The organism is Eikenella sp. NML03-A-027 (assembly GCF_001648395.1).
GTDB classification, from domain to species: Bacteria; Pseudomonadota; Gammaproteobacteria; order Burkholderiales; family Neisseriaceae; genus Eikenella; species Eikenella exigua.
The window spans coordinates 52,716-77,271 of record NZ_LXSM01000017.1 but is presented as its reverse complement, the minus strand read 5'-3'; the positions used below and the strand labels follow the sequence as shown (position 1 = coordinate 77,271).

Annotated in this window: 24 protein-coding genes and 1 pseudogene; 19 read left to right on the top strand and 6 right to left on the bottom strand. The window is 58.2% G+C overall.

The annotated features are described in order from the left end of the window. Positions 1-5: 5 nt before the first annotated feature. The 7 genes from A7P96_RS09095 to A7P96_RS09065 all read left to right on the top strand — a co-directional run bounded on the left by A7P96_RS09095 (position 6) and on the right by A7P96_RS09065 (position 5,362). Positions 6-509 (top strand): OmpH family outer membrane protein, encoded by a 504-nt coding sequence (locus A7P96_RS09095; protein ID WP_082887968.1) that lies wholly within the window; start codon positions 6-8, stop codon positions 507-509. A 72-nt stretch (positions 510-581) separates the two neighbouring features. Further along, positions 582-1,613, top strand: a complete 1,032-nt coding sequence (gene lpxD, locus A7P96_RS09090) for a UDP-3-O-(3-hydroxymyristoyl)glucosamine N-acyltransferase (RefSeq protein WP_067526489.1) — start codon at positions 582-584, stop codon at positions 1,611-1,613. 3 nt (positions 1,614-1,616) lie between these two features. Further along, positions 1,617-2,081 carry a 3-hydroxyacyl-ACP dehydratase FabZ gene (gene fabZ / locus A7P96_RS09085; protein ID WP_023887998.1) on the top strand — a complete coding sequence of 155 codons (465 nt, stop codon included), beginning with the start codon at positions 1,617-1,619 and terminating at the stop codon, positions 2,079-2,081. Positions 2,082-2,202: 121 nt separating this feature from the next. Then, positions 2,203-2,979, top strand: a complete 777-nt coding sequence (gene lpxA, locus A7P96_RS09080) for an acyl-ACP--UDP-N-acetylglucosamine O-acyltransferase (RefSeq protein ID WP_067526487.1) — start codon at positions 2,203-2,205, stop codon at positions 2,977-2,979. Positions 2,980-3,123: 144 nt separating this feature from the next. Beyond that, on the top strand, positions 3,124-3,465 hold the full coding sequence (locus tag A7P96_RS09075; protein ID WP_067526485.1) for a hypothetical protein: 342 nt from the start codon (positions 3,124-3,126) through the stop codon (positions 3,463-3,465). A gap of 136 nt (positions 3,466-3,601) precedes the next feature. Beyond that, positions 3,602-4,564: a tRNA-dihydrouridine synthase gene (locus tag A7P96_RS09070; protein ID WP_067526483.1), complete on the top strand. Its 963-nt coding sequence runs from the start codon at positions 3,602-3,604 to the stop codon at positions 4,562-4,564. 69 nt (positions 4,565-4,633) lie between these two features. Next, complete coding sequence (locus A7P96_RS09065) at positions 4,634-5,362, top strand: TIGR02117 family protein (protein WP_067526481.1); 729 nt, start codon at positions 4,634-4,636, stop codon at positions 5,360-5,362. 249 nt (positions 5,363-5,611) lie between these two features. On the opposite strand, the gene A7P96_RS09060 is transcribed toward A7P96_RS09065, so the two are convergent. The 5 genes from A7P96_RS09060 to A7P96_RS10860 all read right to left on the bottom strand — a co-directional run bounded on the left by A7P96_RS09060 (position 5,612) and on the right by A7P96_RS10860 (position 11,928). Continuing rightward, entirely contained in the window at positions 5,612-6,163 is a 552-nt protein-coding gene (locus A7P96_RS09060; RefSeq protein WP_067526479.1) for a DNA-3-methyladenine glycosylase I, read from the bottom strand. Positions 6,164-6,167: 4 nt separating this feature from the next. Further along, positions 6,168-7,310, bottom strand: a complete 1,143-nt coding sequence (locus A7P96_RS09055) for a DUF1294 domain-containing protein (RefSeq protein ID WP_067526477.1) — start codon at positions 7,308-7,310, stop codon at positions 6,168-6,170. Between the two features lie 80 nt (positions 7,311-7,390). Further along, entirely contained in the window at positions 7,391-10,852 is a 3,462-nt protein-coding gene (gene mfd, locus A7P96_RS09050; RefSeq protein WP_067526473.1) for a transcription-repair coupling factor, read from the bottom strand. Between the two features lie 209 nt (positions 10,853-11,061). After that, complete coding sequence (locus tag A7P96_RS09045; RefSeq protein ID WP_023887707.1) at positions 11,062-11,547, bottom strand: YbaK/EbsC family protein; 486 nt, start codon at positions 11,545-11,547, stop codon at positions 11,062-11,064. Between the two features lie 225 nt (positions 11,548-11,772). Next, the gene (locus A7P96_RS10860; RefSeq protein ID WP_156496318.1) at positions 11,773-11,928 is read right to left on the bottom strand and encodes a hypothetical protein; all 156 of its coding nucleotides are present in this window, start codon (positions 11,926-11,928) and stop codon (positions 11,773-11,775) included. Positions 11,929-12,204: 276 nt separating this feature from the next. Between A7P96_RS10860 and ilvC the strand changes: the two genes are divergently transcribed. The 5 genes and pseudogenes from ilvC (at position 12,205) to A7P96_RS09020 (ending at position 16,076) form a co-directional block, all read left to right on the top strand. Next, a complete protein-coding gene (ilvC, locus tag A7P96_RS09040; RefSeq protein WP_067526471.1) occupies positions 12,205-13,218 on the top strand; it encodes a ketol-acid reductoisomerase in 1,014 nt (337 codons plus the stop codon). A gap of 483 nt (positions 13,219-13,701) precedes the next feature. Further along, positions 13,702-14,061, top strand: a pseudogene (locus A7P96_RS10470) (methylenetetrahydrofolate reductase); the annotation flags it as partial. 142 nt (positions 14,062-14,203) lie between these two features. After that, a complete protein-coding gene (locus A7P96_RS09030; RefSeq protein ID WP_067442780.1) occupies positions 14,204-14,542 on the top strand; it encodes a CidA/LrgA family protein in 339 nt (112 codons plus the stop codon). After that, positions 14,539-15,234 (top strand): LrgB family protein, encoded by a 696-nt coding sequence (locus A7P96_RS09025; RefSeq protein ID WP_067526467.1) that lies wholly within the window; start codon positions 14,539-14,541, stop codon positions 15,232-15,234. Before A7P96_RS09030 ends, A7P96_RS09025 begins: the two co-directional genes overlap by 4 nt. Positions 15,235-15,380: 146 nt before the next feature. Then, on the top strand, positions 15,381-16,076 hold the full coding sequence (locus tag A7P96_RS09020) for a hypothetical protein (protein WP_067526465.1): 696 nt from the start codon (positions 15,381-15,383) through the stop codon (positions 16,074-16,076). Between the two features lie 64 nt (positions 16,077-16,140). On the opposite strand, the gene A7P96_RS09015 is transcribed toward A7P96_RS09020, so the two are convergent. Continuing rightward, entirely contained in the window at positions 16,141-16,764 is a 624-nt protein-coding gene (locus tag A7P96_RS09015) for a DUF4189 domain-containing protein (RefSeq protein WP_067526463.1), read from the bottom strand. A gap of 320 nt (positions 16,765-17,084) precedes the next feature. Here A7P96_RS09015 and A7P96_RS09010 point away from each other — a divergent pair, with 320 nt between their 5' ends. From A7P96_RS09010 to A7P96_RS08980, 7 genes are all read left to right on the top strand, one after another. Next, positions 17,085-18,848, top strand: a complete 1,764-nt coding sequence (locus A7P96_RS09010) for an acyl-CoA dehydrogenase (protein WP_067526461.1) — start codon at positions 17,085-17,087, stop codon at positions 18,846-18,848. Between the two features lie 86 nt (positions 18,849-18,934). Next, on the top strand, positions 18,935-19,342 hold the full coding sequence (locus A7P96_RS09005; RefSeq protein ID WP_067526459.1) for a VOC family protein: 408 nt from the start codon (positions 18,935-18,937) through the stop codon (positions 19,340-19,342). 76 nt (positions 19,343-19,418) lie between these two features. Continuing rightward, positions 19,419-20,030 (top strand): hypothetical protein, encoded by a 612-nt coding sequence (locus A7P96_RS09000; RefSeq protein ID WP_067526457.1) that lies wholly within the window; start codon positions 19,419-19,421, stop codon positions 20,028-20,030. Between the two features lie 150 nt (positions 20,031-20,180). Further along, entirely contained in the window at positions 20,181-20,987 is an 807-nt protein-coding gene (locus A7P96_RS08995; RefSeq protein WP_067526456.1) for a DNA ligase, read from the top strand. A gap of 178 nt (positions 20,988-21,165) precedes the next feature. Further along, entirely contained in the window at positions 21,166-22,761 is a 1,596-nt protein-coding gene (locus A7P96_RS08990) for a glycosyltransferase family 39 protein (RefSeq protein WP_067526804.1), read from the top strand. Positions 22,762-22,971: 210 nt separating this feature from the next. After that, positions 22,972-23,808, top strand: coding sequence for a hypothetical protein (locus A7P96_RS08985; protein WP_067526455.1), 837 nt, complete (start codon positions 22,972-22,974; stop codon positions 23,806-23,808). A gap of 78 nt (positions 23,809-23,886) precedes the next feature. Beyond that, a complete protein-coding gene (locus A7P96_RS08980) occupies positions 23,887-24,243 on the top strand; it encodes a hypothetical protein (RefSeq protein ID WP_067526453.1) in 357 nt (118 codons plus the stop codon). Positions 24,244-24,556 lie beyond the last annotated feature (313 nt).

The window sequence follows — 24,556 nt, the reverse complement described above, 5'->3', positions numbered from 1 at the left end:
AGCAGATGATGAAGATTAATCTCCCCCGTATAGCAGCGGCAGCTGCTGCGATGCTGCTCGCATTGCACGCCGCGGCCGACAGCATACAGAAGCTGGGGTTTATCGATACTGAGCGTGTGTATCAGCAGTCCACCCAAGCGCAGCGTATCCAAACCATCCTGCAAAACGAATTCAGTGCCCGACAGCAGGCACTGCAACGGCTGCGTAATCAAGGTATTGCCCTGAAAACCAGGCTCGACCAGGGGCGCCTGAACACCACCGAACGCCGCCGCACAGAGCAGCAGCTGATTGCCCTGGATAGGGATTTGCGCCGCCAGGCCGCGCAGCTCACTGAAGAATACAACCTGCGCCGCAACGAAGAGTTCGCTGCCCTGCAGCAAAATGCCAACCGCGTGATTACCGAGCTGGCACAGCGCGATGGCTATGACTTGATTATCCAAGACGTTATCTACGTAAACAGCAAATTCGACATCACTGACCAAGTTATTCGCGCTCTCAACAACCAATAAAGGCCACCTGAAAATTCCGGCCTCCCTGCCGCAAAACAGGCTACCTGAAAGCGAAACTTCACCGAAGTTAAAATGCAGAAACAGCTTTCCCACATTATCGCCGCCTTGGGCGGCACGCTTGCCGGGCAAGACATCGCCATCAGCCGTATTGCCCCGCTGCATACCGCACAAAAAGACGACATCAGTTTTGTTTCCCACCCCAAACACCTGCCCGAAGCCCTGGCCAGCCAAGCCGGCGCGCTGATTGTGCACCACAAATTGGCCGACAAACTGCCCGGCCGCAATCTGATTGCGTGCGACAACCCGCAACTCTATTTCGCCCAAACCGCCCGCCTGTTCCACCCCGCCCCCGCCGCCAATCCCGGCATTCATCCCCGTGCCGTGGTGGAAGCAAGCGCCATCGTGCCCGATAGCTGCGAAATCGGTGCCAACGTTTATATCGGCGACTGCGTTGTGCTGGGCGAAGGCTGCCGCATTTTGGCCAACTGCGTGGTGGAAGCCAACTGCGTGCTTGGCGAGCATACCGTGCTGCATCCCAACGTAACCGTTTATGCCGGCTGCCGCCTCGGCGATCGCGTGGAAATCCACTCCGGCACCGTGATCGGTGCCGACGGCTTCGGTAATGCCTGGGCGCAAGACCATTGGTACAAAATCCCACAAGTTGGCGGCGTGGAAATCGGCAACGATGTAGAAATCGGCGCCAACACCACCATCGATCGCGGCGCAATCGAAGACACCGTGATTGCCGAGGGCGCAAAAATCGACAACCTCGTGCAAATCGCCCACAACGTGCATATCGGCGCCCACACCGCCATCGCCGCCTGCGTGGGCATTGCCGGCAGCACCCATATCGGCGCCTACTGCCAAATCGGCGGCGCCGCCATGTTTGTCGGCCACATACGCGTGGCCGACCGCACCTTCATCGGCGGCGGCACCCTCGTGGCCGCCTCCATCAACCAGCCGGATTACTACGCCAGCTCCTATCCGCTGCAAACCCACCGCGACTGGGTGAAAAATGCCGTACACCTGCGCCGGCTCAACGAACTGTACCGCCGCGTGAAAACACTGGAAAACACAATCAACTATCCCGAAAACAAGGAATAACCCATGCAAATCGAAAATATCGAACTCCCGCTGGACGTGCGTACCCTGCAACGTCTGCTACCGCACCGCTACCCCTTCCTGCTACTGGATCGCGTGATCGGTTTTGAAAAAGAAAAAAGCCTCACTGCCATTAAAAACGTTTCCGTAAACGAGCCGTTTTTCCAAGGCCACTTCCCTGATTTTCCCGTGATGCCGGGCGTGTTGATTATCGAAGCGATGGCACAGGCTGCCGGCGTGCTCGCCATCCTCAGCCGGGGCGAGCGCAAAGAAAACGAAATCTACTTTTTCGTTGGCATCGACGAAGCCCGCTTCAAACGCCAAGTTGTGCCCGGTGACCAAGTGCAGATTCATCTGGACGTCATCACCCACAAGCGCGACATCGGCAAATTCAAAGCCACTGCCACCGTAGACGGCCAAATCGCCGCCGAAGCCGTCATCATGTGCGCCAAACGCGCAGTGGATAAATAAGCCGGCAAGCTAGGCAACGCCCTTTTCAGGTAGCCTCCGCCAAACCGCCCACCGCATTTCGCACAAACCATTTTCAGGTAGCCCCTTACCCCTGCAAAGCCTGCTGCCACAAGGAAACCCCATGTCCCTAATCCACCCCACCGCGATTATCGACCCCAAAGCCGAGCTCGACAGCAGCGTTAAAGTCGGTGCCTACACCGTCATCGGCCCGAACGTACAAATCGGCGCCGGCAGCGAAATCGGCCCGCACGCCGTTATCGAAGGGCACACCACCATCGGCGAAAACAACCGCATTTTCCAATTCGCCAGCCTGGGCGCCATACCGCAAGATAAAAAATACCGCGGCGAACCCACCCGCCTGATTATCGGCAACGGCAATACCATCCGCGAATTCACCACCTTCAACCTCGGCACCGTAACCGGCATCGGCGAAACCCGCATCGGCGACGACAACTGGATTATGGCCTACTGCCACCTCGCCCACGACTGCGTGATCGGCAGCCACACCATCTTCGCCAACAACGCCTCCCTCGCCGGCCACGTTACCATCGGCGACTACGTCATCCTCGGCGGCTACACCCTCGTATTCCAATTCTGCCAAATCGGCAACTACGCCATGACCGCCTTCGCCGCCGGCGTACACAAAGACGTCCCCCCTTACTTCATGGCCGCCGGCTACCGCGCCGAACCCGCCGGTATCAACAGCGAAGGCATGCGCCGCAACGGCTTCATGCCCGAACAGATCACTAATGTGAAAAACGCCTACAAAGCCCTCTACCGCCAAGGCCTGTCCTACGAAGAAGCCCGCAGCCAGATTGCCCAAGCCGCCAAAACCGCCCCCGAGCTGGCCGTGTTGCGCGACTTCCTTGCCGACTCACAACGCAGCATCATTCGCTGACCCCCCAAGACCATCTGAAGCAACCAAACCATTTTCAGGTAGCCTGCCGTTTTCCCCTTCAGCAAGCCCCCACCGCCATGCCCACACGCTGCCTCTTATCTTCGCTTCTGCCCATTCTGCTGTTGTCTGCCGCAGGCGCAACGCATGAACCGCGAAATCGTGCGCAAAAAAGACCGACGCGCCCGGCTGCACGAACATTTCCGTGGCAGCCTGTCCCAAGGCAAATCCAAACTCCAGCAAATCAACCTGCGTGCCGGCAAACACTACACCTTCTTCGCCGATTGCAGCCGCCAATGCAACAACATTAACCTCACCCTGCTGCGCGACGGCCGTACCCTTATCGCCGACACCGATCCCCATGCCTCCCCCATGTTTGGCTGGTATGCCCGCCAAAGCGGCCAATACACCCTCACCATGCCCAACTGTATCGACCGCGTGTGTGATTACAGCATTCAAGTATTCGAAGGCAGCCAAAAAATCCTCTAGCCGCCAAATCGGGGCGCACACAACTCGTGCAGATTTTGCCCAAGCCCAACAAACAGTGACGGCATGGAATACCTTCGCCACAAATTTTTCAGGTAGCCTCTATCTCAAAGGCTACCTGAAAACTTAAAATACCCCCATGAACCTAATTTTAGCCCCCATGCAGGGTCTGCTCGACCCCGTCATGCGCCGCCTGCTCACCGACATCGGCGGCTACAACGAATGCGTTACCGAATTCGTCCGCATCACCCACACCCTGCACTCTCGCGCCACCTGGCGGCGGCATATGCCCGAAATCGATCACGGCTGCCGCACCCACGCCGGAACCCACTGCACCCTCCAGCTGCTCGGCAGCGTCCCCGACAACATGGCCGCCAACGCCCAAGCCGCCGTGGCCGCAGGCGCGCAAAAAATCGACCTCAACTTCGGCTGCCCCGCCCCCACCGTCAACAAACACCAAGGCGGTGCCATCCTCCTGCGCGAGCCCGAACGCATCCGCCAAATCGTCGCCACCGTGCGCCAAAGGCTACCTGAAGACATCCCCCTCACCGCCAAAATGCGCCTCGGCTACGAAGATAGCTCACGCGCCCTCGAATGCGCCCAAGCCATCGCCCAAGGCGGCGCCTCCGCGCTGGCCGTACACGCCCGCACCAAAATCGAAGGTTACCGCCCGCCCGCCCATTGGGAGCAAATCGCCCCCATCCGCCAAGCACTCAGCATCCCCGTTATCGCCAACGGCGACGTATTCAGCCTGACCGACTACCTAGCCATCCGCCGCACCAGCGGCTGCCAAGATGTGATGCTCGGGCGCGGCGCCGTCATCACCCCCGACCTCGCCCGCCAAATCCAGCGCCACAACCAAGGCCTCCCGCCCCAGCCCGCCGGTTTCGCCAACTACCTCGTGTGGATACGCCGATTCTTCCAACTCTGCCGCGAACACGCTGGCGACACGCCCTACCCCGCCGCCCGCCTCAAACAATGGCTCGGCATGATGAAAACCAGCCACCCCCAAGCCGCACACCTCTTCACCCAACTGCGCCCCCTCACCTGCCCCCAACAAATCGAGCAGCTGCTGGATAACTACCAGCCCCAGCCCGAATAAGCAAAGGCTACCTGAAAACCAAGCCCCACGAAGCCCAAACTTTCAGGTAGCCTCAAGCCACACATCACCATGCCCAAACTTTCCCGCCTCATCCGCCGCAGCCTCCTCAGCCTGGCCGCCCTCCTCCTGCTCTACGGCGCCGCCGTTTGGCTGCTACCCCGCATCAAAAGCCCAGGCTGGCCCGAAGGCGAGCCCGAAATCACCGTATGGCTGCTTTCCAACGGCGTGCACACCGACATCGTCGTCCCCACCTTCAGCAGCGAAGCCGACTGGCGAGCCGTCTTCCCCGCCGAACACACCCGCAACCAAGAATACGCCCCCTGGCTCGCCATCGGCCTAGGCGACAAAAACTTCTACCTCACCACCCCAACCTGGGCCGACCTCCGCCCCAGCACCGCCTTCAAAGCTGCCACTGGCCTATCCAGCAACGCCGTCCACGCCACCTACTACCACAGCCTCGAAGGCTGCACCCGCTGCGCCCCCATCCGCATCAGCCGTGCCCAATACCGCCGCCTCATCGCCTACATCCGCCAAAGCCTGCAATGGCAAAACGACCGCACCCTCCCCATCCCCACCGATATGGTCTACGGCGAAAACGACGCTTTCTACGAAGCCGTCGGCAGCTACAACCTCTTTTACACCTGCAACACCTGGACCAACAACGCCCTCAAAACCATACACACCGACGCCGCCCTCTGGACCATTACCGAACAAGGCCTCTTCCACCACCACCCGCCCCAACCTCCCGCCAGCGGAAATGAAGGACTGCCTGAAACAACATCGCAACCCGGCAATTGAGGCTACCTGAAAATACACCTTCAACGAAGTTCAAACAGTCTGAATACAGCATCACTCAATCCCGCCGTTAAAGGCCACCTGAAAATTCGAAAGAACAGGCAAAACTAAACGGCGGAGCCACTTGCCGCCCTGCCCCGCCACATAAGCTATCGCCCACAGCCAAACAAAAAGGCTACCTGAAAACTCAGCTTCGCAGAAACTCGCAAAGCTAACGCTTTCAGGTAGCCTTTTTCTAACTTGCCAGTCGCATCAGCCCCGCAACCACGGCGGATTGGCGGCAGCGGCGCGGGCGGCGGTGGGGCAGTCTTCGCTGTGCGCGCCTTTCAGGTAGCCTGTGCTCACCAAAAATTCGCGCACGATTTCAGGGCCGGTGAATTTGAAGGTGCGGCGAAACAGCTTCACCCAATCGGCCAACGGCTGCGGATGGTGGCCATCGAGCCAGTTTTTGAACGAACCGAATACCTGTTGCAGCTGCAAGATTTGCTGCGCATTGTGGATGGCGGCATTGATTTTCAGGCGGTTGCGGATCACTTTCGCGTCGGCCAGCAGGCGTTGGCGATCGGCCTCGCCGAAGGCGGCCACTGCGGCGATGTCGAAGCCGGCGTAGGCGGCTCGCAGGCCGGCGGCGCGTTGCAAAATCAGCGTCCAGCTCAAGCCGGCCTGATTGATTTCGAGCAGCAGGCGGCCGAAGAGTTCGTTGTCGTCTTCGATGGGGAAGCCGTAGAGATAGTCGTGATAATGCTTGTTGGGGTCGGGGCTGTCGGCGGGCAGGCCGTTGGCAAGGGCGCAGTAGCTGTTCATGCGGCTAGTTTTTCAAGAAGGCAAACGCGGGCGAGCCGATAAAGTACACCAGCAAAACATAAGTGCCCACGGCATTCAGCGCCACGCTAAACCAAAAAGCGCGCACAAAGCGGATATTGGCGGTGTGCTGCTGATAACGCATCTGCGCCAACAGGCCGCCGGGCCAGCCGCCGAGCATGGCCAACAGGTGCAGCACGCCATCGGGCACGCGGGTGCGGCCGCTTTGGGCGCTGCGCTTGTCCGTGCGGTAGAGAATAAGCAGCAGGCAGCTGGCCAGCAAATAGGCTGCGGCCAGCGGCAAGGAAATAAAGGATACGGCGGCAAGGAAGAGCAGGATAAACGTGCCGCCGAGCAGGCTTTCGCTGAAACCGCCGCCCAAAATCGTGCCGGAAGAAGGGCTTTCGCGGTCGGCCCAGCCCAGTTCGTAGCCTTGCGGAATCACACGGGTGGCCACCCATTCGCCGCCCCGCCGCCCCAGCACAAAGCTCACCTGCTGGTGGTTGGCCGGACTTTTATCGCGGAACACGAAAGCCGATTGAGGGAAAAACACCCGCGCTTTAATGGACTTAACCTTGATATAGCCCGATTTTTCCTCTTCGTTCCAGCGCACCACCTTGCCCACATAAGTTTCGCCGTTCACCAATTTATCTTGCCGCTTGGCCTGCTTGCGCTCTTTATGCAGCGCCTCTTCTTCTTCCGGGCTGCGCCGCTGCAGGCTGGACGTGGCGGCATTTTCCGCGCTATCGAGCAGCCAATAGCCGCTAACAGGATGGCTCTGCAACACGCCACGCAACACATCGCCCGGCTCGGGGGCAAGGTCGGTGGCGGCAAAAAGGTCGCCCACCAAAAACACGCCCAAAGGCGGCTCGTCGCCATTGTTCACCACATCGGCCACGCCGGTGCGCTCTGCAGCATCCCACACACGCACGGCAGCATCCACAATCCGCCCCTCGCGCCACTTGCGCCCCGGCTCGGCAACCTCCTCACCGCCATCAGCCACTAGCTGCGCAGGAATTTCCGCCAACACGGCAGCCTGCGACTCAGTTACCACTGCGGCAAGCGTTTCAATCGCGGCAGGCTCAATCTCAGACGCCCCATCGGGCAAGGTTTGCGGCGCAATTCCAGGCAATTCGTTTTCGGTGTTCATGGCGGGCAGGAGATAGAATTTGGAAAAAGAGAAAGGCTACCTGAAAAGCACCCGCCTGCCAAGCAGCAGGCGGGCGCTTTTCAGGTAGCCTCTTTTTCTTTCGTTACCGCGCCTGCCTTTAACCTTCGCAACACATTCTTCACGGTATTTATTCGCGTCTCCACATCCTCCATCTGAGCCGTAAACTTCAGCTTATCCGCCCCAGCCAGCCGGTATTTTTTATCCGTCTGAATCAGCAGGATGATTTCTGTCGGATCGATTTGGTGGTGTTTGCCGAAGGCAATGGTAACGGATTCGCTTGTCGCGTCGATGGCGTCTATGCCCAATTCTTTTGCCGCAAGCCGTAAGTGGTGACTTTCGATAAGGGTTTTGACGGGTTGTTCAGGCAGTCCGAAGCGGTCAACCAGCTCTTCGTGTATTGCATTGATTTGCTGCACAGTTTCGCAGACGGCGAAGCGTTTGTAGAGGACGAGCCGTTCGTGGATGTCGGGGCAGTAGCTTTCGGGCAGCAGGGCGGGGCTGTGCAGTTTGATTTCGGTGGTGATGCCCAACGGTGCGTCGAGGTCGGGCTGGCGGCCTTTTTTGAGGTCACGCACGGCTTGTTTGAGCATTTCGGTGTAGAGCGTGAAGCCGACCTGCATCATTTCGCCGGATTGTCCTTCACCGAGGATTTCGCCTGCGCCGCGGATTTCCAAATCCTGCATGGCGAGGGTGAAACCTGCGCCGAGTTCGTCTGCCGCCGCGATGGCGTCGAGGCGTTTTTCTGCGTCTTTGGTGAGGTATTCGGACATGAGCAGGTAGGCGTAGGCTTGGTGATGGCTTCGGCCGACGCGCCCGCGAAGCTGGTGCAGTTGCGCCAGCCCGAATTTGTCGGCGCGGTTGATGATGATGGTGTTGGCGTTGGGAATGTCGATGCCGGTTTCGATGATGGTGGAACAGAGCAACACGTTGAATCTTTGCTGCAAAAAGTCGCGCATGACTTGTTCCAATTCGCGCTCGCGCAGTTGTCCGTGCGCTACTCCGATGCGGGCTTCGGTCAGCAGGGTTTCCAGCCGCTCGCGCATATTCTCAATCGTATCCACTTCATTGTGCAGGAAAAACACTTGTCCGCCGCGTTTGAGTTCGCGCAACACGGCTTCGCGCACACTGCCTTCGCTGAAGGGTTTGACAAAAGTTTTGACGGCAAGGCGGCGGCTGGGCGCGGTGGTAATCAGCGAGAAGTCGCGCAGGCCTTCGAGCGCCATGCTGAGGGTGCGCGGAATCGGCGTGGCGGTCATGGTGAGGATATCGACATTGGCGCGCAGGCGTTTGAGCTGCTCTTTTTGGCGCACGCCGAAGCGGTGTTCTTCATCAATAATCACTAAACCTAAATTTTTGAATTTGATGTCGTCCTGCACCAGTTTGTGCGTGCCGATAACGATATCGACCGTGCCGTTCGCCATGCCTTCCAGCGCGGCTTTGGTGGCTTTGCTGTTGTTGAAACGCGAAAGGCTGGCGACTTTCACGGGGAAATCGGCGAAGCGGTCGGCAAAGTTTTGCGCGTGCTGCTCGACCAGAAGCGTGGTCGGGGCGAGTACGGCGACCTGTTTGCCGCCCATCACCGCCACAAACGCGGCGCGCAGGGCGACTTCGGTTTTGCCGAAACCGACATCACCGCACACGAGGCGGTCCATCGGTTTCGCCTGCGTCAAATCTTTAATCACGGCAGCGATGGCGGCGGCCTGGTCTTCGGTTTCCTCGTAACCGAAGCCGTCGGCAAACGCCTGATAGTCCAACTCGTTGATTTCAAATTTGTGTCCCGATTGGGCGGCGCGTTGGGCGTAGAGGTTGAGCAATTCGGCGGCGGTATCGCGCGCCTTTTCGGCGGCTTTGCGCTTCGCTTTGTTCCATGCGCCGCTGCCGAGCTTGTGCAAAGCAACGTTTTCATGCGCCTGACCGGAGTAGCGGCTGATTAAATGCAGTTGCGAAACAGGTACATAAAGCTGCGCTTCGCCCGCGTATTCGAGCAACATCATTTCGTTGGTTTCGCCGCCCAAATCCATCGTTACCAAGCCCATATAGCGCCCGATGCCGTGTTCTTCGTGTACGACGGGGTCGCCGATGTTGATTTCGGCAAGGTCGCGCAACAGGCCGTCTGAAACGGCGGCGTGTTTTTTGCGGCGGTTGTGGGCGCGCGAACGGGCGACGTATTGATACAGCTCGGATTCGGTGATGACGGCGAGGTGCAGGCTACCTGAAAGGGCATTCTGGCTGTTTTCAGGTAGCCTGCCCAATTGAAAGCCTTCTGCCAACGGCGTAACCGTGATGCACAGCGGCGCGTTGTCATCTAAAAACGCCTGCCAGCCGGCCACAGGTTTGGGTTTCAAGCCGTGCTGGGCAAAGAAGCCGAGCATGGTTTCGCGCCGGCCGGCGCTTTCGGCACACAGCAAAATACGGCCGCCGAAGGCTACCTGAAAATCTTGCAACGCAGCCAGCGGCTGTTCGGATTGGCGATTTACCGCCACATCGGGCAGGGCATGGGGCGAGGTGGCGGAAAGATCGGGCCAGATTTGCGGGTAGGCTTTCAGGCTACCTGAAAATCGGTCGGCAGCAAGATACAAATGCTGTGGGTGCAACGGCGGATAGCTTGGGTCGCCCTGCGCCAGCGCGTGACGCGATTTGATTTCGCCTTCGAAGCGCACGGCTTCGGCGTGTACATCGCCCACGCATACGGCCAGGGCGTTTTCGCCAATGTAGTCGAACAGGCTGGCGCAGCCGTCTTCAAAAAACAGCGGCAGGTAGTATTCCACGCCTGCGCCGAACTGGCCGTTGCTGACGGCTTGATACACGGCGGCCTCGTTCGGGTTGCTTTGGATTTCCTCGCGGAAGCGGGTGCGGAAGATTTTTTGCGCGTCGGCATCAGTGGGGAACTCGTGCGCGGGCAGCAGGCGGACTTCGGACACGGGCGCGAGGGTGCGCTGGGTGTCGGGATCGAAAGTTTTGATGCTGTCGATTTCGTCGTCGAACAAATCAATGCGGTAAGGCGTGCCGCTGCCGATGGGGAACAAATCCACAATTCCGCCGCGCACGGCAAATTCGCCGCTGGCCACCACGTTGGACACGGCAGAATAACCGGCTTCCACCAGATTTTCGCGCAGTTTGTCTAAATCCAGCGTCTGCCCCGTTTTCAGCCAAAACGTGCGCCCCAGCAGGAAGGGCGGCGGCGCAAGCTGCTGCATGGCGGTGGCAACGGGCACAAACAGCACATCTACCGCACCATTTTTAAGCTGCCACAACACGGACAACCGCTCAGACACCAAATCCTGATGCGGCGAAAAGCGTTCGTAGGGCAGCGTTTCCCAATCGGGCAGGAACAGGGCGTTGTCTTGCGGACGGAAAAACTGCCACGCGGTTTGCAGGCGCAGCGCGGTTTCGGCATCGGGCGTGAGCACGAGCTTGAGTGGTTTTTCCGGCAGGGCGGAGGCCAGGAAATAAGGCAAGCTGCCGGCGGAAAGCTGCGGCCAGCGGGACTTTTGTGCGGGTTTGGGCAGAGGAAGATTCATAGTGTACCGACAAAGGGGTGCGGCAGCCTGAAGGATATTCGGGCTGCCATGTGTTTATGCTGTCCACAATAAAAACGATGCGGCATTGGTTTGCCGCTTGGCCTCGTTTTCATTTGAGCAACTGTCGTTTGGATTGATGAAAAGCGAATTTTAGCAGATTAAGGCTACCTGAAACTTTCAGGTAGCCTTTCTTACAGCACCGAAGGCGGCTAATCCACCGCCACCTCCACCGGCTGTGCATTCAGCGCGGCGAGCGCGGGGGCGGGGGCAACAGTGACAAACAGGCCGCGGCCGCCACCGTTGATATACATCAGTGGCAAATCCCAAATGCTGCGTTCGGCATACACCGGCAAGGCGGTACGGCAACCGAAGGGGCTGGTGCCGCCCACAAAATAGCCCGTCCATTTGTGCGCCTGGTCGTGCGCGGCCAGCTCCACGTGTTTCATGCCGAGCTGGCGGGCGAGGTTGCGGGTGGAGATTTGGCGGTCGCCGTGCATCAGCACAATCAGGCCTTTTTTGTGTTCGTTAATCAGCACGATGGTTTTGACGATTTGGTGTTCGTCGATGCCGAGGCATTCGGCGGAATGCGCCGTGCCGCCGTGCTCTTCATAGGGATACTGCATGGCGGTGTGCTCGATTTTGTGTGCACGCAGAAAACGGATGGCTGGGGTAACAGGGTGGTGGGGTTTGCTCATAATAAAGGTTTCATCGATGGATACAGCAATCAAAAAACACAAGCCAGGCAAAACTGCCGGCCTGTGTTTTCAATATGTCTCAGACAGTTTTTCAAACTATAACTGAACTGAGACTATCCCCGCAATTAACAGCGGCCTGCTGCATGCGATACTTCGTTACATAGCCCTTGCCCGCCACGGGCGGGAGCTGCCCGACTACTGGAGCACCCACCTGAGCAAACAGTATCAGAAGTGATTGAGGGTATAGCTTTCAGTAATCATCACATACAACTGCCGAAATCCGGCAAAGCAGATACAAAACACGCCGGCGAGCAGGAAAATCAGGCCGAGCTCTTGGCAGCTCATGGTGTGGGTTTTTTGAAAAATTTGCTCAGACAGCATTAATAAGGTTACCTGAAAACGTAGTGAAGCGGAGTTTCTACGAGGTCAAATTAGACAATATGCCTAAAAAACATTACATTTTACCTTTCCTCGAGCCTATTTTGAAAACTTGTCTAAAAACGCTGTCGACTTGTCAAAATTCGGGTAGCATGCATCATCTAAATACATGCGACGGTGCCTTTCCCTGCCACCGCTATGTCCACCTGCCAGCCCGCCGCACTGCATAACGGCCGCGCCGGCTACCTTGTTTAACCGAATCCCAAAAAAGGAATCCACATGCAAGTTTACTTCGATAAAGATGCCGACCTCTCCCTCATCAAAGGCAAAACCGTGGCCATCATCGGCTACGGCTCGCAAGGCCACGCCCACGCGGCCAACTTGAAAGATTCAGGCGTAAACGTGATTGTCGGCCTGCGCAAAGGCGGCTCCTGGAACAAAGCCGAAGCCGCCGGCTTCGACGTGCGTACCGTGGCTGAGGCCACCAAAGCCGCCAATTTGGTGATGATTTTGCTGCCGGATGAATCCCAGCCCGCCATATACTGCGCCGAAATCGAGCCCAACCTGAAACAGGGCGCCGTATTGGCCTTTGCTCACGGCTTCAACGTGCACTACAACCAAATCGTGCCGCGTGCCGATTTAGACGTAGTAATGATTGCCCCCAAAGGCCCAGGCCACGCCGTGCGCAGCGAGTTCCTCAAAGGCGGCGGCGTGCCCTCACTGATTGCCGTGTATCAAGACAAAAGCGGGAAAGCCCGCGACATCGCCCTCTCCTACGCCGCAGCCAATGGCAACACCAAGGGCGGCGTGATTGAAACCAACTTCCGCGAAGAAACCGAAACCGACCTGTTCGGCGAACAAGCCGTATTATGCGGCGGCGCGGTCGAACTGGTGAAATGTGGCTTTGAAACCCTGGTGGAAGCCGGCTACGCGCCCGAAATGGCCTACTTCGAATGCCTGCACGAGCTGAAACTGATTGTGGACTTGATGTACGAAGGCGGCATTGCCAACATGAACTACTCCATTTCCAACAACGCGGAATACGGCGAATACGTTACCGGCCCAGAAGTCATCACATCTGCCACCAAAGAAGCGATGAAAAAAGCCCTGTACCGCATTCAAAGCGGCGAATATGCCAAAATGTTCATTCAAGAAGGCGCCACCAACTACGCCAGCATGACTGCCCGCCGCCGCCTAAACGCCGCCCACCAGATTGAAAAGGTGGGTGCACAGTTGCGCAGCATGATGCCTTGGGTTACCAAAAACAAACTGGTGGATCAGAGCAAGAACTAATTATTTGCAAGTGATTGCTTAAAAAGTAGGCTACCTGAAAACACAGTGCAGCGGAGTTTCTGCGAAGCTAAATTTCAGGTAGCCTTATTTGTCTGATTTCCATCTTATTAAACTAAACACGGTGCTTGTGGCGCGAACGATTGTGGCCACAACGGCAGAAAAATGGCTAAGCTGATCAATCGGTGGGGATTGTTTGATTTAGGTTTCCAGATTGTAAAAAATGGTATAGGCTACCTGAAACGCTTCACTCCGTTTCGGATGAACGGTTTCAGGTAGCCTATCCCTCAACATGGATTCCTTATCATCTACTCACGCCGATTTTTCAATCCGCCTCCCTTGCCTAAATCCCCGCTACCGTATCGTCTTTACTTCCGCATTCATTTTCTCCACCATCATGCAACACAATACTCTCGGCTTCGAATTTTCCCCACCCGCACGCCTGAAGGCCGCAAAAACAGAAAATCACCCGCAACCAATCTAATAGTGGCTGCCTACTCGGAATATCACCTGCAATCGTTCAACACCGAAGACAACATCCAAAGCTTCGTGCACAAAGTGTAAAGCCAGCGCCGATTCCGCCATCACCCAGTTTTTCTTCAATGCCGATGCCCACTTCTCCAAACTCACCTGCTTCGCCGATATGTGCGGCGCCGAAATTCCGCGCTGGCTGCGCCTGAAGCTGCAATCCTATGCCGACGACACCGCCTCCATCAAAGCCTTGGGGCTGGACGTGGTAACCGAAATGTGCGGCCGCCTCCTGCGCCACGGCGCCCCGGCCTGCATTTCTACACCCTCAACCAGGCCGGATTGTCTTCCACCATCTGCCAGCGTTTGGGCTACTAATCCGCCCTTTTTCAAATAGAGATGAAAGCTACCTGTAGAGATGAAGGCTACCTGAAAAGGTTTCAGGTAGCCTTCATCTCTTCTGAGCGCCCATACGGTGCTATAATTCGCCCTTTCCAACATTGCTCTTAGGCAAGCAACCATGTTACGCGCACTCATTATCGTTTTCGCCTGCCTAGCCGCAGGCGAAGTGCTTTTACACCTCACCCACCTCAAACTGCCTGCCAGCATTGTGGGCCTGCTGATTTTGTTCGGCCTACTCCAAGCCGGCTGGGTGAAGGAAGCCTGGTTTAAACCAATGACCGAATTTCTCATGCAGCACATGATGCTGCTGATGATTCCCGCCTGCGTGGCATTGATGGATTATTTCTCCATCGTGGCGCACGATTTCTGGTCGATTACCATCGCCACCGTAGCCAGCAGCGTGCTGGTGCTGCTCTCCAGCGCGAAAACGCATGAAATACTGAGGAAACACAAATGAGGGAAATCGCCACCAACCCCATTGTGCTGATTTTGATGATGCTCGGCCTCTACCGCCTCAGCCTGTTTTTGCGCCTGCGCAGCGGCAGCCCGCTGGCCAACCCGCTGATGGTGAGCACGCTTTTGGTAATAGGCTACCTGAAACTCTTCGGCATCCGCTACGACGATTTCATGCAAACCGGCCGCATGGTCGGCTTTTGGCTGCAGCCGGCCATCGTGTGTCTGGCCATCCCCATGTATCAGCAGTGGCCGCGCATCCGCAGCCAATGGCTGCCGATTGCCGCCTCGCAGCTGGTGGGCAGCGTGGTGGGGATTGTGAGCGGCGTGCTGTTTGCCCACTGGCTGGGCGCCAGCCACGACGTGAGCCAGTCGCTAGCCGCCAAATCGGTTACCATGCCGATTGCGCTGGAAATTACCCACGTACTAGATGGCATCCCCGCCGTTTCCGTGGCCGCCGTGCTGCTGGCCGGCCTCACCGGCCAGTTTATCGGCTTCTGGATTCTGCGCCACAGCCACATCCGCAACCCCATCTCGCACTCCATCGCACAGGGCACGGCCTCGCACGCCATCGGCATTGCCGCCAGCCTGGAAATCAGCGGCCATTTCGCCGCCTACGCCACCCTCGGCCTGATCTTCAACGGCATCCTCACCTCCTTCCTCGCCCCGATTATCGTGCCGCTACTCAGCGTTTGAGCTAGCCGCGCAAACCAAAGGCTACCTGAGAATATCGCAAAGAGCACGCACAAAACGCCGGCAAAGCTGCCATTTTTCAGGTAGCCTCCATCCATTAGGCTACCTGAAAAACAGCCCGCCCCCCCTTCCTCACGCATTCACCCGCCATGCTCCTCTTCCCGCCCGCCCTCGCCAGCTTTATCGCCACCATCCAAGCCAAGCCCGACAACAACGGCTATTTTCCCCTGCATTTCCCTAAAAATGCCGATTTAGCCGCCTTCCAAGATCCCTACTACAAAGAAAACACCCCTCTCTCCGCCAGCCAATACGTCTTCGCCCTCAACGCCATGGACGACCCCTTCATCATCGACTTAAACCAAGCCGCAAAAGGCTTTCCCGTTTACTTTGCCTGGCACGACCAAATGCAACCCGAAGCCATCGCCGGCAGCCTGGCCGAGCTGGCGCAACATATCCAACACATCTGGCAACACGCCGCCCGCAGCCCTGAAGCCGCCGCCCAATACATCGCCGATTATTGCAACACCGCCGCCTCCTTCTGGCGCGAAGTGCAAAAATCCTTTGCCGAACACGAGCGCCTTGCTGCCGAAATCGCCCGCTGCGCCACCCCGCCCAACGATCCGGACTACGTTTTCGGCGACATCATCGTTTCCCATCCCGGCCGGCAAAGCACCCGCCTCGCCGCCGGCCTGAAAAAACACCGCGGCCTCAACACCGCCCAAGCGCTCGCGCTCAGCAAATCCCCGCCCTTCGTGTACTGCAGCGGCATCTGGAAACACATGAAAAACCACCTCGCCGAACTGCAGGCAATCGGCGTACAGGCAGAATTTGTGCCCAAGCCCTAAGCAAAGGCTACCTGAAACGGTTTTCCTGTTTTCAGGTAGCCTTGTCAGCCTCAAACGGCAGGTTTTAGCGCTGATTGTAAAGATTGTAATCGTAGCCCACGCAGAAAATGCCTTTCCCATGCGGCGTTCGCAGCAGGGAGGAGAAGCATCTGTCTTCCCGCTTGCCATGCACCGCCTCGCAGGCCTGAATGGCTTTTTGTTCTGCCCGATTACCGTCACGATCGTAGGCCACAAAGAAATCCCGTACCGAGCGCGGTCTTGGCACTGAACTGACGAAATGCGCGCAGGTATTGTTGAAGGTGGCAATAATGTGGCAATTGGGAGAGGCACATATTTCTTTTGCGCGTTCAATAGCCCTTTGCTCTGAACTAAATCCTCCAGGCCATGCTATGGTATTTTTATCAGGATTCCAAGCCAAAGCCATCCAATACGGCGTGCGGCGCAGTTCCGCGATTTCTGCTTGCACCTCCGCCTCGCGCTGCTCCCAGGCGCGTATTTCGGCGGCGGTGGGGCCGCGGTTGATCGGCTGTTGTGTTGCTCCTCTTCTTGCACGGGCTGCATTATCTGCATCCGTCTGCATACCTGCTCTGGTGTGTGGATCTAAATTCTGTGCCCAAGCCAAGCCCGCGCCGCCCAATAGCACTGCCACCGATACGCCCGCTGCCGTGTTCATCATGGTTTGCTTCATCTTGCCGCTCCTGTTTGGAAAGGGGAATAAGGGTATTGCCGCTGATCGGATTGTAACAAAAAACAAGATATTGTAAACATCTATCCCGCTGCTTGAAGGCTACCTGAAACGCACGCTTCAACGGAGTTCAAACGCTGCAAACCTGCGGCTTGCCGCCTCTCCCACAGCGAGAAGAAAAAGGTTTTCAGGTAGCCTCCAACTCCAACCAACCTTTTGCCGCCCATCAGCCCCGCCGCACAAAACCCGCGCCCGCCATACCCAAGCCCGCGCGGATTTGCTATGCTAGCCCGTATCTTTTCCCTACTACAAAGGAGCCTTTCATGTCCTACCGCGCCCCCGTAAACGAACTCTTATTCGCCCTGCAAACCCACGGCAACCTGGCCGAAATCGCCCAATGGTATGCCGAAAACGGCCTGGACGAAGACACCGCCGCCGCCATCATCGAAGAAGCGGCCAAGTTCAGCGAAGAAGTATTCCTGCCCACCGGCCGCACCGGCGATTTGCACGGCGCGCGCCTGGAAAACGGCAAAGTCGTCACCCATCCCGACCTCGCCGCCGCCTACCAATCCTTCTGCGAAGCCGGCTGGCCCGGCCTGCGCGCCCCGGCCGAATACGGCGGCCAAGGCCTGCCCGCCGTGATTTCCGCCGCGTGCGAAGAAATGTATTACTGCGGCAACCTCGCCCTCTCGCTGCTGCCCATGCTCACCGTGGGCGCCATCGAAGCCATCATGCGCCACGGCTCCGAAGAGCAGAAGCAAACCTTCCTGCCCAAAATGAGCCAAGGCCTCTGGAGCGGCACCATGAACCTCACCGAGCCGCAAGTCGGCACCGACCTCTCCCAAGTAGCCACCAAAGCCGTGCCGCAGGAAGACGGCAGCTACCGCATCAGCGGCCAGAAAACCTTCATCACCTGGGGCGACCACGAGCTCACCGAAAACATCATCCACCTCGTGCTCGCCCGCCTGCCCGGCACCACCTCCGGCGTGAAAAGCCTTTCGCTGTTTATCGTGCCCAAATATAAAATCAAGCCCGACGGCAGCATCGGTGGGCACAACAATGTGCGCGCCATCGCGCTGGAACACAAAATGGGCATCCACGCCAGCCCCACCTGCGTGATGCAGTTCGACGAAGCCGAAGGCTACCTCATCGGCAAAGCCGGGCGCGGCCTGCTTTATATGTTCACTATGATGAGCCATGCCCGCCTAGGCGTGGGCATCGAAGGCCATGCCGTGGCCGAAGCCGCCTACCAGCTCGCTCTGGCCTATGCCAACGAACGCGTGCAGGGCAGCGCGCCCGACGGCACCCCGCTCACCATCATCCACCACCCCGATGTCGCCCGCATGCTGCTGGTGCAAAAAGCCACCATCGCCGCCCAGCGCGCCCTGTATCTCCAAGCCGCCGCCGCGCTCGATGCCTCGCACCAACACCCCGAACCCGCCGCCAAAAAAGCCGCCAAAGGCCGGCTCGACTACCTCATCCCCATCGTTAAAGCCTGGTGCAGCGACAACGGCACGGTGCTCGCCAATCTCGCCATGCAAGTATTCGGCGGCGCAGGCTATATCGAAGAAACTGGCATCGCCCAGCTCGTGCGCGACGTGCGCATCACCGCCATCTACGAAGGCACCAACGGCGTGCAGGCCGCCGACCTCGCCCGCAAAACCGTGTCCGACAAAGGCAGCCTCGTGCGCACCCTGCTCGCCGAAGCCCAGCAGACTGCCAACGAGCTCGCCGCCATTGAGCCCGCCACTGCCGAGCCGCTCCAGCGCGCCCTTGAATTGGCCGAACGCAGCACCGCCCTCCTCGTGCAGCAGCACGAGACCAACCCCGCTGCCACCGCCCTCAACGCCGCCGCCTATCTGGAGCAAATCTCCCTCACCCTCGGCGCGGCCGCCCTGGCGCAAAACTTCCTCGCCGCCCGCAACGCAGAAGCACGCTTCGGCAGCGCATTCTGCCAAGCCCAGCAGCACACCGCCCGCACCTACCTCGCCTACGTTCTACCCCAAGCCCACGCCTGCGCCGAACGCATCCGCCAAGGCGCCGAGTCCCTGCTCGCCGTGCCGTTTGAAGCCTTCGCCTCGTCGTAAAGCGCGGCATGACAAAGGCTACCTGAAAACGCAGAACCGCTTTTCAGGTAGCCTCTCAATATCTCTTCCAGCCAAAAGGAAAACCGATGGAACAACACATCAACTACATTACGCTCGGCGTGGCCGACCTTGCCGAATCGCGCCGTTTTTATCGGGATGTATTCGGCTGGCAGGAAACAGCCGACAGCAACGAGAATATTGCCTTTTTCCAAGCCGGGAACGCGCTACTGCTCGCCCTGTTCGGCAAAGCCGCCCTGGCGCGCGACGCACAAATACCGGAACAAAGCAGCGGCTTTCCTCGCTTTACCTTGGCGCACAACGTGGGCAGCGAAGCCGAAGTGGACGCACTGTTTGCCGGGTTTGCCGCAAAAAACATCAACATCATCAAAGCCCCGCAGAAAGTGTTCTGGGGCGGCTACAGCGGCTACCTCGCCGATCCAGACGGCTTTTTGTGGGAAATCGCATTTAATCCGTTTTTGCAGAAATTGCGCTGAAACCGCGCTTTCAGGTAGCCTGTGGGTATCAATTAAGAATCAAACAAATATAAACGAAATTCCAACAGAGAACCCCATGTCCGAACCCTTAACATACAGCTACACCGTGCCGCCCACGCCCGAGGAATACCTGAAAGGCGCTTATGCCCAGATGAGGTATTACAACAAAGCCGCGCCGCGCAAATATTCGCCGCTGCTGTGCTTTTATCTGCCGCTCCTCATTATTGTGTTGGCGATGTCTTTTCTGCTGTTCCACAACCAAACCCAACTGTCTGCCCTGCTGGAAGAATGCTATTTAGACGAAGGTACGCTCGGCTCCATCATACATGCCAACACAACAGCGGTGAATATCGTCGCAGTCGGCTTTCTCCTGATCTGCATTATCAGCAGCATATTCAACCGCCGAATCCTGAAATATATCTACTGCCGCAGCTACCTGCTGCACGAAAGCCGCTTCAGCGCCGACAGCGCAGGCTGCCGCCAAATTTACCCGCAGCAGCACGAATCATGGTTCGGCTGGGCAACTTTAGACAGCGTGCACACCGTAAAGGGCGATATCCTCCTGATTTTCGGCAGCGCGTTCATCGTCCTGCCGCACAGCATTTTTGCTGATAATGCCGAGAAACAAGGTTTTATCGAGCAGGTAACTGCATGGCAGCAGGCCGCCCAAAAGCAGCCTGCACCCTGAGAACCCCATTCCGGCCATACAAGGCATTGGTAGGCGTTTTCTGCCGTATATCCCTTTCAGGCTACCTGAAAACTGTAAAATGGCTTTCCGCCTCGCCAAAACCAACATTTTCAGGTAGCCTTAACTATCTCATCCAAGCGAAGCACCGCCATGAAATCACTCCTCCCCTTTCTCGCCGTCCTTCTGCTCGCCCCCGCCCTGCACGCCGCACCCAACCTTATCCTGGCCAAAGAATACAGCGGCCAAAACATTGCCGGCTGGGCGATGAGCGAAAAGCTTGATGGCGTGCGCGCCTATTGGGACGGGCGTAAACTCATCAGCCGCCAAGGCCACCCCTTCTCTCCGCCCGCCGGTTTCACCCGCGATTTCCCGCCCTATCCGCTCGATGGCGAGCTTTATAGCCGGCGTGGTGCATTCGAGCAGATTTCCGCCGCCGTCCGCAGCGCCAACGGCGATTGGAGCGGCATCAAGCTGCACGTTTTCGACGCACCGCAAGCCCCGGGCAACCTGTATCAGCGTCTTGCCCTCGTGCAGCGCCACCTCGCCACCCACCCGCAGGCCAAAATCGCCGTTATTCCGCAAACTCCCGTGCGCGATGCCGCCCATGCCCAACAATTCCTACGCCAAATCGAAGCCCAAGGCGGCGAAGGCGTGATGCTGCGCAACCCCAATATCCCCTACCAAGGCGGCCGCAGCGACAACCTGCTCAAACTCAAAAGCGCGCACGACGCGGAATGCACCGTTACCGACCACCATGAAGGCAAAGGCCGCAACACCGGCCTGCTCGGCGCCGTGTCCTGCCGCAACGAGACCGGCGAATTCCGCATCGGCTCCGGTTTCAAAGACGCCGACCGTCGCAACCCACCGCCAATCGGCAGCCACATCACCTATAAATACCGCGGCTTCACCGCCAAAGGCACTCCCCGCTTCGCCACCTACCTGCGCCGCGCCAACTGAACCCGGCAGGCTACCTGAAAGCCGGTAAACGCAGCCAAACGGCAGCACAGCACCACCCTGCTCTGCTATATGTTCACTTCGTAGCCGCTCCATTTTCAGGTAGCCTCCCGCCTATCCACCCCCACCCCGCACTTTGCTATACAATAGCGCCCAATTTGAATTTCCTGCCAAACATCCCATGCTAACCTACGTTCCGCCCAAGCAACGCCCCGCCCCGCCCACTTACGAGCGGCCCTGGCTCTTGCTGCTGCTGGCTTTTGTCTGGCTGTGGCCGGGCGTGTTTGCGCACGATTTGTGGCAAGACGAAATCTCGGTGTATGCGGTTATCCGGCAGGCGGCGGAGGGCGGGCAGTGGTGGCTGCCGCAGGATGGCGGGGCGCTGTTTTGGGATGTGCCGCCGCTGTATATGTGGCTTTCCCTGCTGTTTTTGAAACTGTTCGGCCATTTGCCGCCGTATGAGGCGGTGCGCATGGTGAACGCCTTGCTCGCGGCGGTGTCGCTCGCGGCCATGGGCGGCGCGGGGCGGATGCTTTTGGGGCGGCGCAACGGGCGTACGGCGGTGCTGGTGCTGATCGGCTGCCCGGGCCTGCTGATGATGAGCCACTTCATCGGCGGGCAAATCGTTACCCTGTGCGGCTTAAGCCTGAGTTTCTACGCGCTGGCGATGGCGCGGCAGAAAACGGTGAAGGCGATTGTACTCACGCTCTTGGGTTGGACGGTATTGTCGCTTTCAGGTAGCCTGCTGCCGCTGTTGGGCGTGATGCTCACCACGGCGCTGTTGCTGCTGGATTCACATTGGCACAATAAGCGCTTCTGGCTCACGCTGCTGGCGGCGGCAGGGCTGACGCTGCCTTTGCTGTTTGTATGGCCGCTGGTGCTCAATGGTTTGTCGCACGAGGCCTTCCTGCAATGGTGGCGGTATCACGCGCTCGCGCCGTTCGGCGGCTTTGCCCGCTTGGATTTCGGTTTTTCCGCCGCTTATTATCTGAAAAACCTGCTGTGGTTTGCCTTCCCGGCCTGGCCGCTGGCCTTGTGGACGCTCTACCGCCAACGCCGCCTGCCGCGCCAGGGCTGGAACAGCCTGTGCCTGATTTGGCTGGCTGTGTTCGGCCTCGTGCTGGCCGCCTCGCCGCAGCACATGGAAGACAATTTAATGCTGCTGTTGCCGCCTTTGGTGTTGGCGGCAGCGGCACAGGCCGACCAGCTGCGGCGCGGCGCGGCGGCATTTTTCAACTGGTTCGGCATCATGACGTTCGGCTCGCTGGCGCTGTTTGTGTGGCTCGGCTTTTTCGCCATGAACTTCGGCTGGCCGGCCAAGCTGGCTGAACGTGCAGCTTATTTCAGCCCGTATTATCAGCGGGATATCGATTACTTCCCGGTTATCGTGGCCGTATTGTTCACGCCGGTGTGGCTCTTGGCGATTACGCGCAAATATGTGCGCGGCCGGCAGGCGGTTACCAATTGGGCGGCCGGGCTCACGCTGTGCTGGTCGCTCATCCTCACCCTGTTCCTGCCCTGGCTGGATGCGGCCAAAAGCTACCGCCCCGTGGTGCGGCGGCTGGAAGCCGAGCTGCCGGCCGATGCCTGCGTTTCCGCGCAGCACGCTGTGGTACGCCACGCCTGGCAGGAATATGGCCGCTATCCCTTAGGCGAAAACTGCCGCTTCGTCGCTACCCTGCGCCATGAATCCGTGCCCGATGCCGCCGAACTCGCCAGCGCCAACCGCCCGCGCGAGAAGCACGAGGCATTTGTGTTGTGGCAGCGGCAAGAATAATTTAAAGGCTACCTGAAAATTCAAACGGACACAGCCATCATAACTATCGCCTTCTCATCTGCCTTGCGCTATGATTCGACATCCTGCCCGGCCGTAGCCAGATATATGCCTTCCCGCGCCCAATCCGGTAGATTAGGGGGCAGCCAAATAGCTGACAGGCTACCTGAAACCCATCAAACCCATTTCCCACAACGCCATAAAGCAAACTCCATGAAACTCAAAACCATCGCCACCCTCGCCGCCATCCTTCCCGCACTCGCCATCGCCGCTCCCGCCAAACCCTCATCCGGCCGTGCATCCCAATCCAAACCCGCGCAGAGCAGGTCTCAGGAGCGCGCCTCCTCCGGCAGAAACTCATCTTCCAAACCGCAAGACAACAAACCCCAGCACGGCCGCAACAGTCAAAACAGAACCCAAGACAGCAACAAACCAGCCAACGGCCGCGCCAATTCACGTCAGCAGCAGGATGCCAAACCCGCCCGCGGGCGCAACAGCCAAAGCAGGGAGCACGACAACAAGCCTGCTAACGGCCGTACACACTCACGCCAACAACAGGAAACAAAACCTGCCAACACCCGCACCAACGCCCGCCAGCAGCGCGATACCGGACACAACGCCACCCAATCCCCAATCCGGCACAGCCGGCCAACCCGCCGGCAAGATAACGAACAAGCTGCCTACACCCAAGAGCGCCCGCAGCCTAACCCCGAGCCACAAGACAACAGCCCGCAAGACAGCAACCAAGCTGCCGAACACGCCGCCGTAAAAGCCCAATGCCTGCGCTACGTTGTCGATGGCAACAACCTCTCCGCCTTCACCCAGGCCTGCCGTCCCGATGCCGCCACCGAGGAGCGCTACCAAACCGCCTTCAAAAACACCCAGACCCAATTTGAGCACGACAGCTGCCTAGACATCGTCAGCGAAGACGAAGCCCAAGCCGCCATCAATCTTGAACTCAAGCGGCTCGGTCAGACCAGCCGCCTGTTCTGCCCAGCCGTCAAAGACGAACTGCCAAGCATTGCCCACCGCTACCGCAACGTCAAATAACTCACAGGCTACCTGAAAAACTGAAAAGCAATTTTCAGGTAGCCTCTTCTTCCTAGCCACATACAAGGAACTCCTCCAATGAAACTCCGTACCCTAGCCCTCCTTACTGCCACTCTCCTCCCCGCCCTTGCCCAAGCCGAGCCCGTCCAAGCCAGCAAACAGCAATGCCTGGGCTACCTGAAAGATGGTTTCCAAATCACCATCCACACCTTTGCCTGCGACAGCACCGCCGCCCAAGACGAACGCTATAAAAACGCCTTCTTCGCCGCTATGAAACAGTTTGAGCAAGGCAGCTGCGAAAGTCTGGTGAGCAAAGCCGAAGCCCGCGCCTTCCTCAACAGCCAAACTGCAGGCAAAGACCACGAACAATACTGCGCTTCCATCAAAACCCCCGTACAGCGCAGCCTGCAACGCTACAACAGCAGCAACCGATAAACGTCTTGCCACCGCATTTTTCAGGTAGCCTCCACACTTGAATGAGGCTACCTGAAACCCCTTTGGGGAGAAAAAATGAACCCTGGTGCCCCAAATGTCGATGCCGCCCGATTGGCACAGTTTGAACTCGGCACTATCTGGCAATCAAGAATCAAGGCTGCCCAAAACCGGTAAGAATGGTTTCAGGCAACCTGTTCACCGCCTCTCCACCCCGCCCTTTCTGACAAACAACGGCAGGCAATCTTTGCAATATCCGCCATACGCCGTTTGCTAACAGCAAATTGGGCAAACCCACAGGTCAGAGTGACTCAAT

Excerpts from the sequence above, each read along its gene's own strand:
- lpxD (WP_067526489.1), top strand. The coding sequence starts at position 582 with ATGCAGAAACAGCTTTCCCACATTATCGCCGCCTTGGGCGGCACGCTT.
- A7P96_RS09065 (WP_067526481.1), top strand. The coding sequence starts at position 4,634 with ATGCCCAAACTTTCCCGCCTCATCCGCCGCAGCCTCCTCAGCCTGGCC.
- A7P96_RS09055 (WP_067526477.1), bottom strand. The coding sequence starts at position 7,310 with ATGAACACCGAAAACGAATTGCCTGGAATTGCGCCGCAAACCTTGCCC.
- mfd (WP_067526473.1), bottom strand. The coding sequence starts at position 10,852 with ATGAATCTTCCTCTGCCCAAACCCGCACAAAAGTCCCGCTGGCCGCAG.
- fabZ (WP_023887998.1), top strand. The coding sequence starts at position 1,617 with ATGCAAATCGAAAATATCGAACTCCCGCTGGACGTGCGTACCCTGCAA.
- ilvC (WP_067526471.1), top strand. The coding sequence starts at position 12,205 with ATGCAAGTTTACTTCGATAAAGATGCCGACCTCTCCCTCATCAAAGGC.
- A7P96_RS09075 (WP_067526485.1), top strand. The coding sequence starts at position 3,124 with ATGAACCGCGAAATCGTGCGCAAAAAAGACCGACGCGCCCGGCTGCAC.
- lpxA (WP_067526487.1), top strand. The coding sequence starts at position 2,203 with ATGTCCCTAATCCACCCCACCGCGATTATCGACCCCAAAGCCGAGCTC.
- A7P96_RS09045 (WP_023887707.1), bottom strand. The coding sequence starts at position 11,547 with ATGAGCAAACCCCACCACCCTGTTACCCCAGCCATCCGTTTTCTGCGT.
- A7P96_RS09070 (WP_067526483.1), top strand. The coding sequence starts at position 3,602 with ATGAACCTAATTTTAGCCCCCATGCAGGGTCTGCTCGACCCCGTCATG.
- A7P96_RS09025 (WP_067526467.1), top strand. The coding sequence starts at position 14,539 with ATGAGGGAAATCGCCACCAACCCCATTGTGCTGATTTTGATGATGCTC.
- A7P96_RS09000 (WP_067526457.1), top strand. The coding sequence starts at position 19,419 with ATGTCCGAACCCTTAACATACAGCTACACCGTGCCGCCCACGCCCGAG.
- A7P96_RS09005 (WP_067526459.1), top strand. The coding sequence starts at position 18,935 with ATGGAACAACACATCAACTACATTACGCTCGGCGTGGCCGACCTTGCC.
- A7P96_RS09030 (WP_067442780.1), top strand. The coding sequence starts at position 14,204 with ATGTTACGCGCACTCATTATCGTTTTCGCCTGCCTAGCCGCAGGCGAA.
- A7P96_RS09020 (WP_067526465.1), top strand. The coding sequence starts at position 15,381 with ATGCTCCTCTTCCCGCCCGCCCTCGCCAGCTTTATCGCCACCATCCAA.
- A7P96_RS08995 (WP_067526456.1), top strand. The coding sequence starts at position 20,181 with ATGAAATCACTCCTCCCCTTTCTCGCCGTCCTTCTGCTCGCCCCCGCC.
- A7P96_RS08990 (WP_067526804.1), top strand. The coding sequence starts at position 21,166 with ATGCTAACCTACGTTCCGCCCAAGCAACGCCCCGCCCCGCCCACTTAC.
- A7P96_RS10860 (WP_156496318.1), bottom strand. The coding sequence starts at position 11,928 with ATGCTGTCTGAGCAAATTTTTCAAAAAACCCACACCATGAGCTGCCAA.
- A7P96_RS09095 (WP_082887968.1), top strand. The coding sequence starts at position 6 with ATGATGAAGATTAATCTCCCCCGTATAGCAGCGGCAGCTGCTGCGATG.
- A7P96_RS08980 (WP_067526453.1), top strand. The coding sequence starts at position 23,887 with ATGAAACTCCGTACCCTAGCCCTCCTTACTGCCACTCTCCTCCCCGCC.
- A7P96_RS09015 (WP_067526463.1), bottom strand. The coding sequence starts at position 16,764 with ATGAAGCAAACCATGATGAACACGGCAGCGGGCGTATCGGTGGCAGTG.
- A7P96_RS09060 (WP_067526479.1), bottom strand. The coding sequence starts at position 6,163 with ATGAACAGCTACTGCGCCCTTGCCAACGGCCTGCCCGCCGACAGCCCC.
- A7P96_RS08985 (WP_067526455.1), top strand. The coding sequence starts at position 22,972 with ATGAAACTCAAAACCATCGCCACCCTCGCCGCCATCCTTCCCGCACTC.
- A7P96_RS09010 (WP_067526461.1), top strand. The coding sequence starts at position 17,085 with ATGTCCTACCGCGCCCCCGTAAACGAACTCTTATTCGCCCTGCAAACC.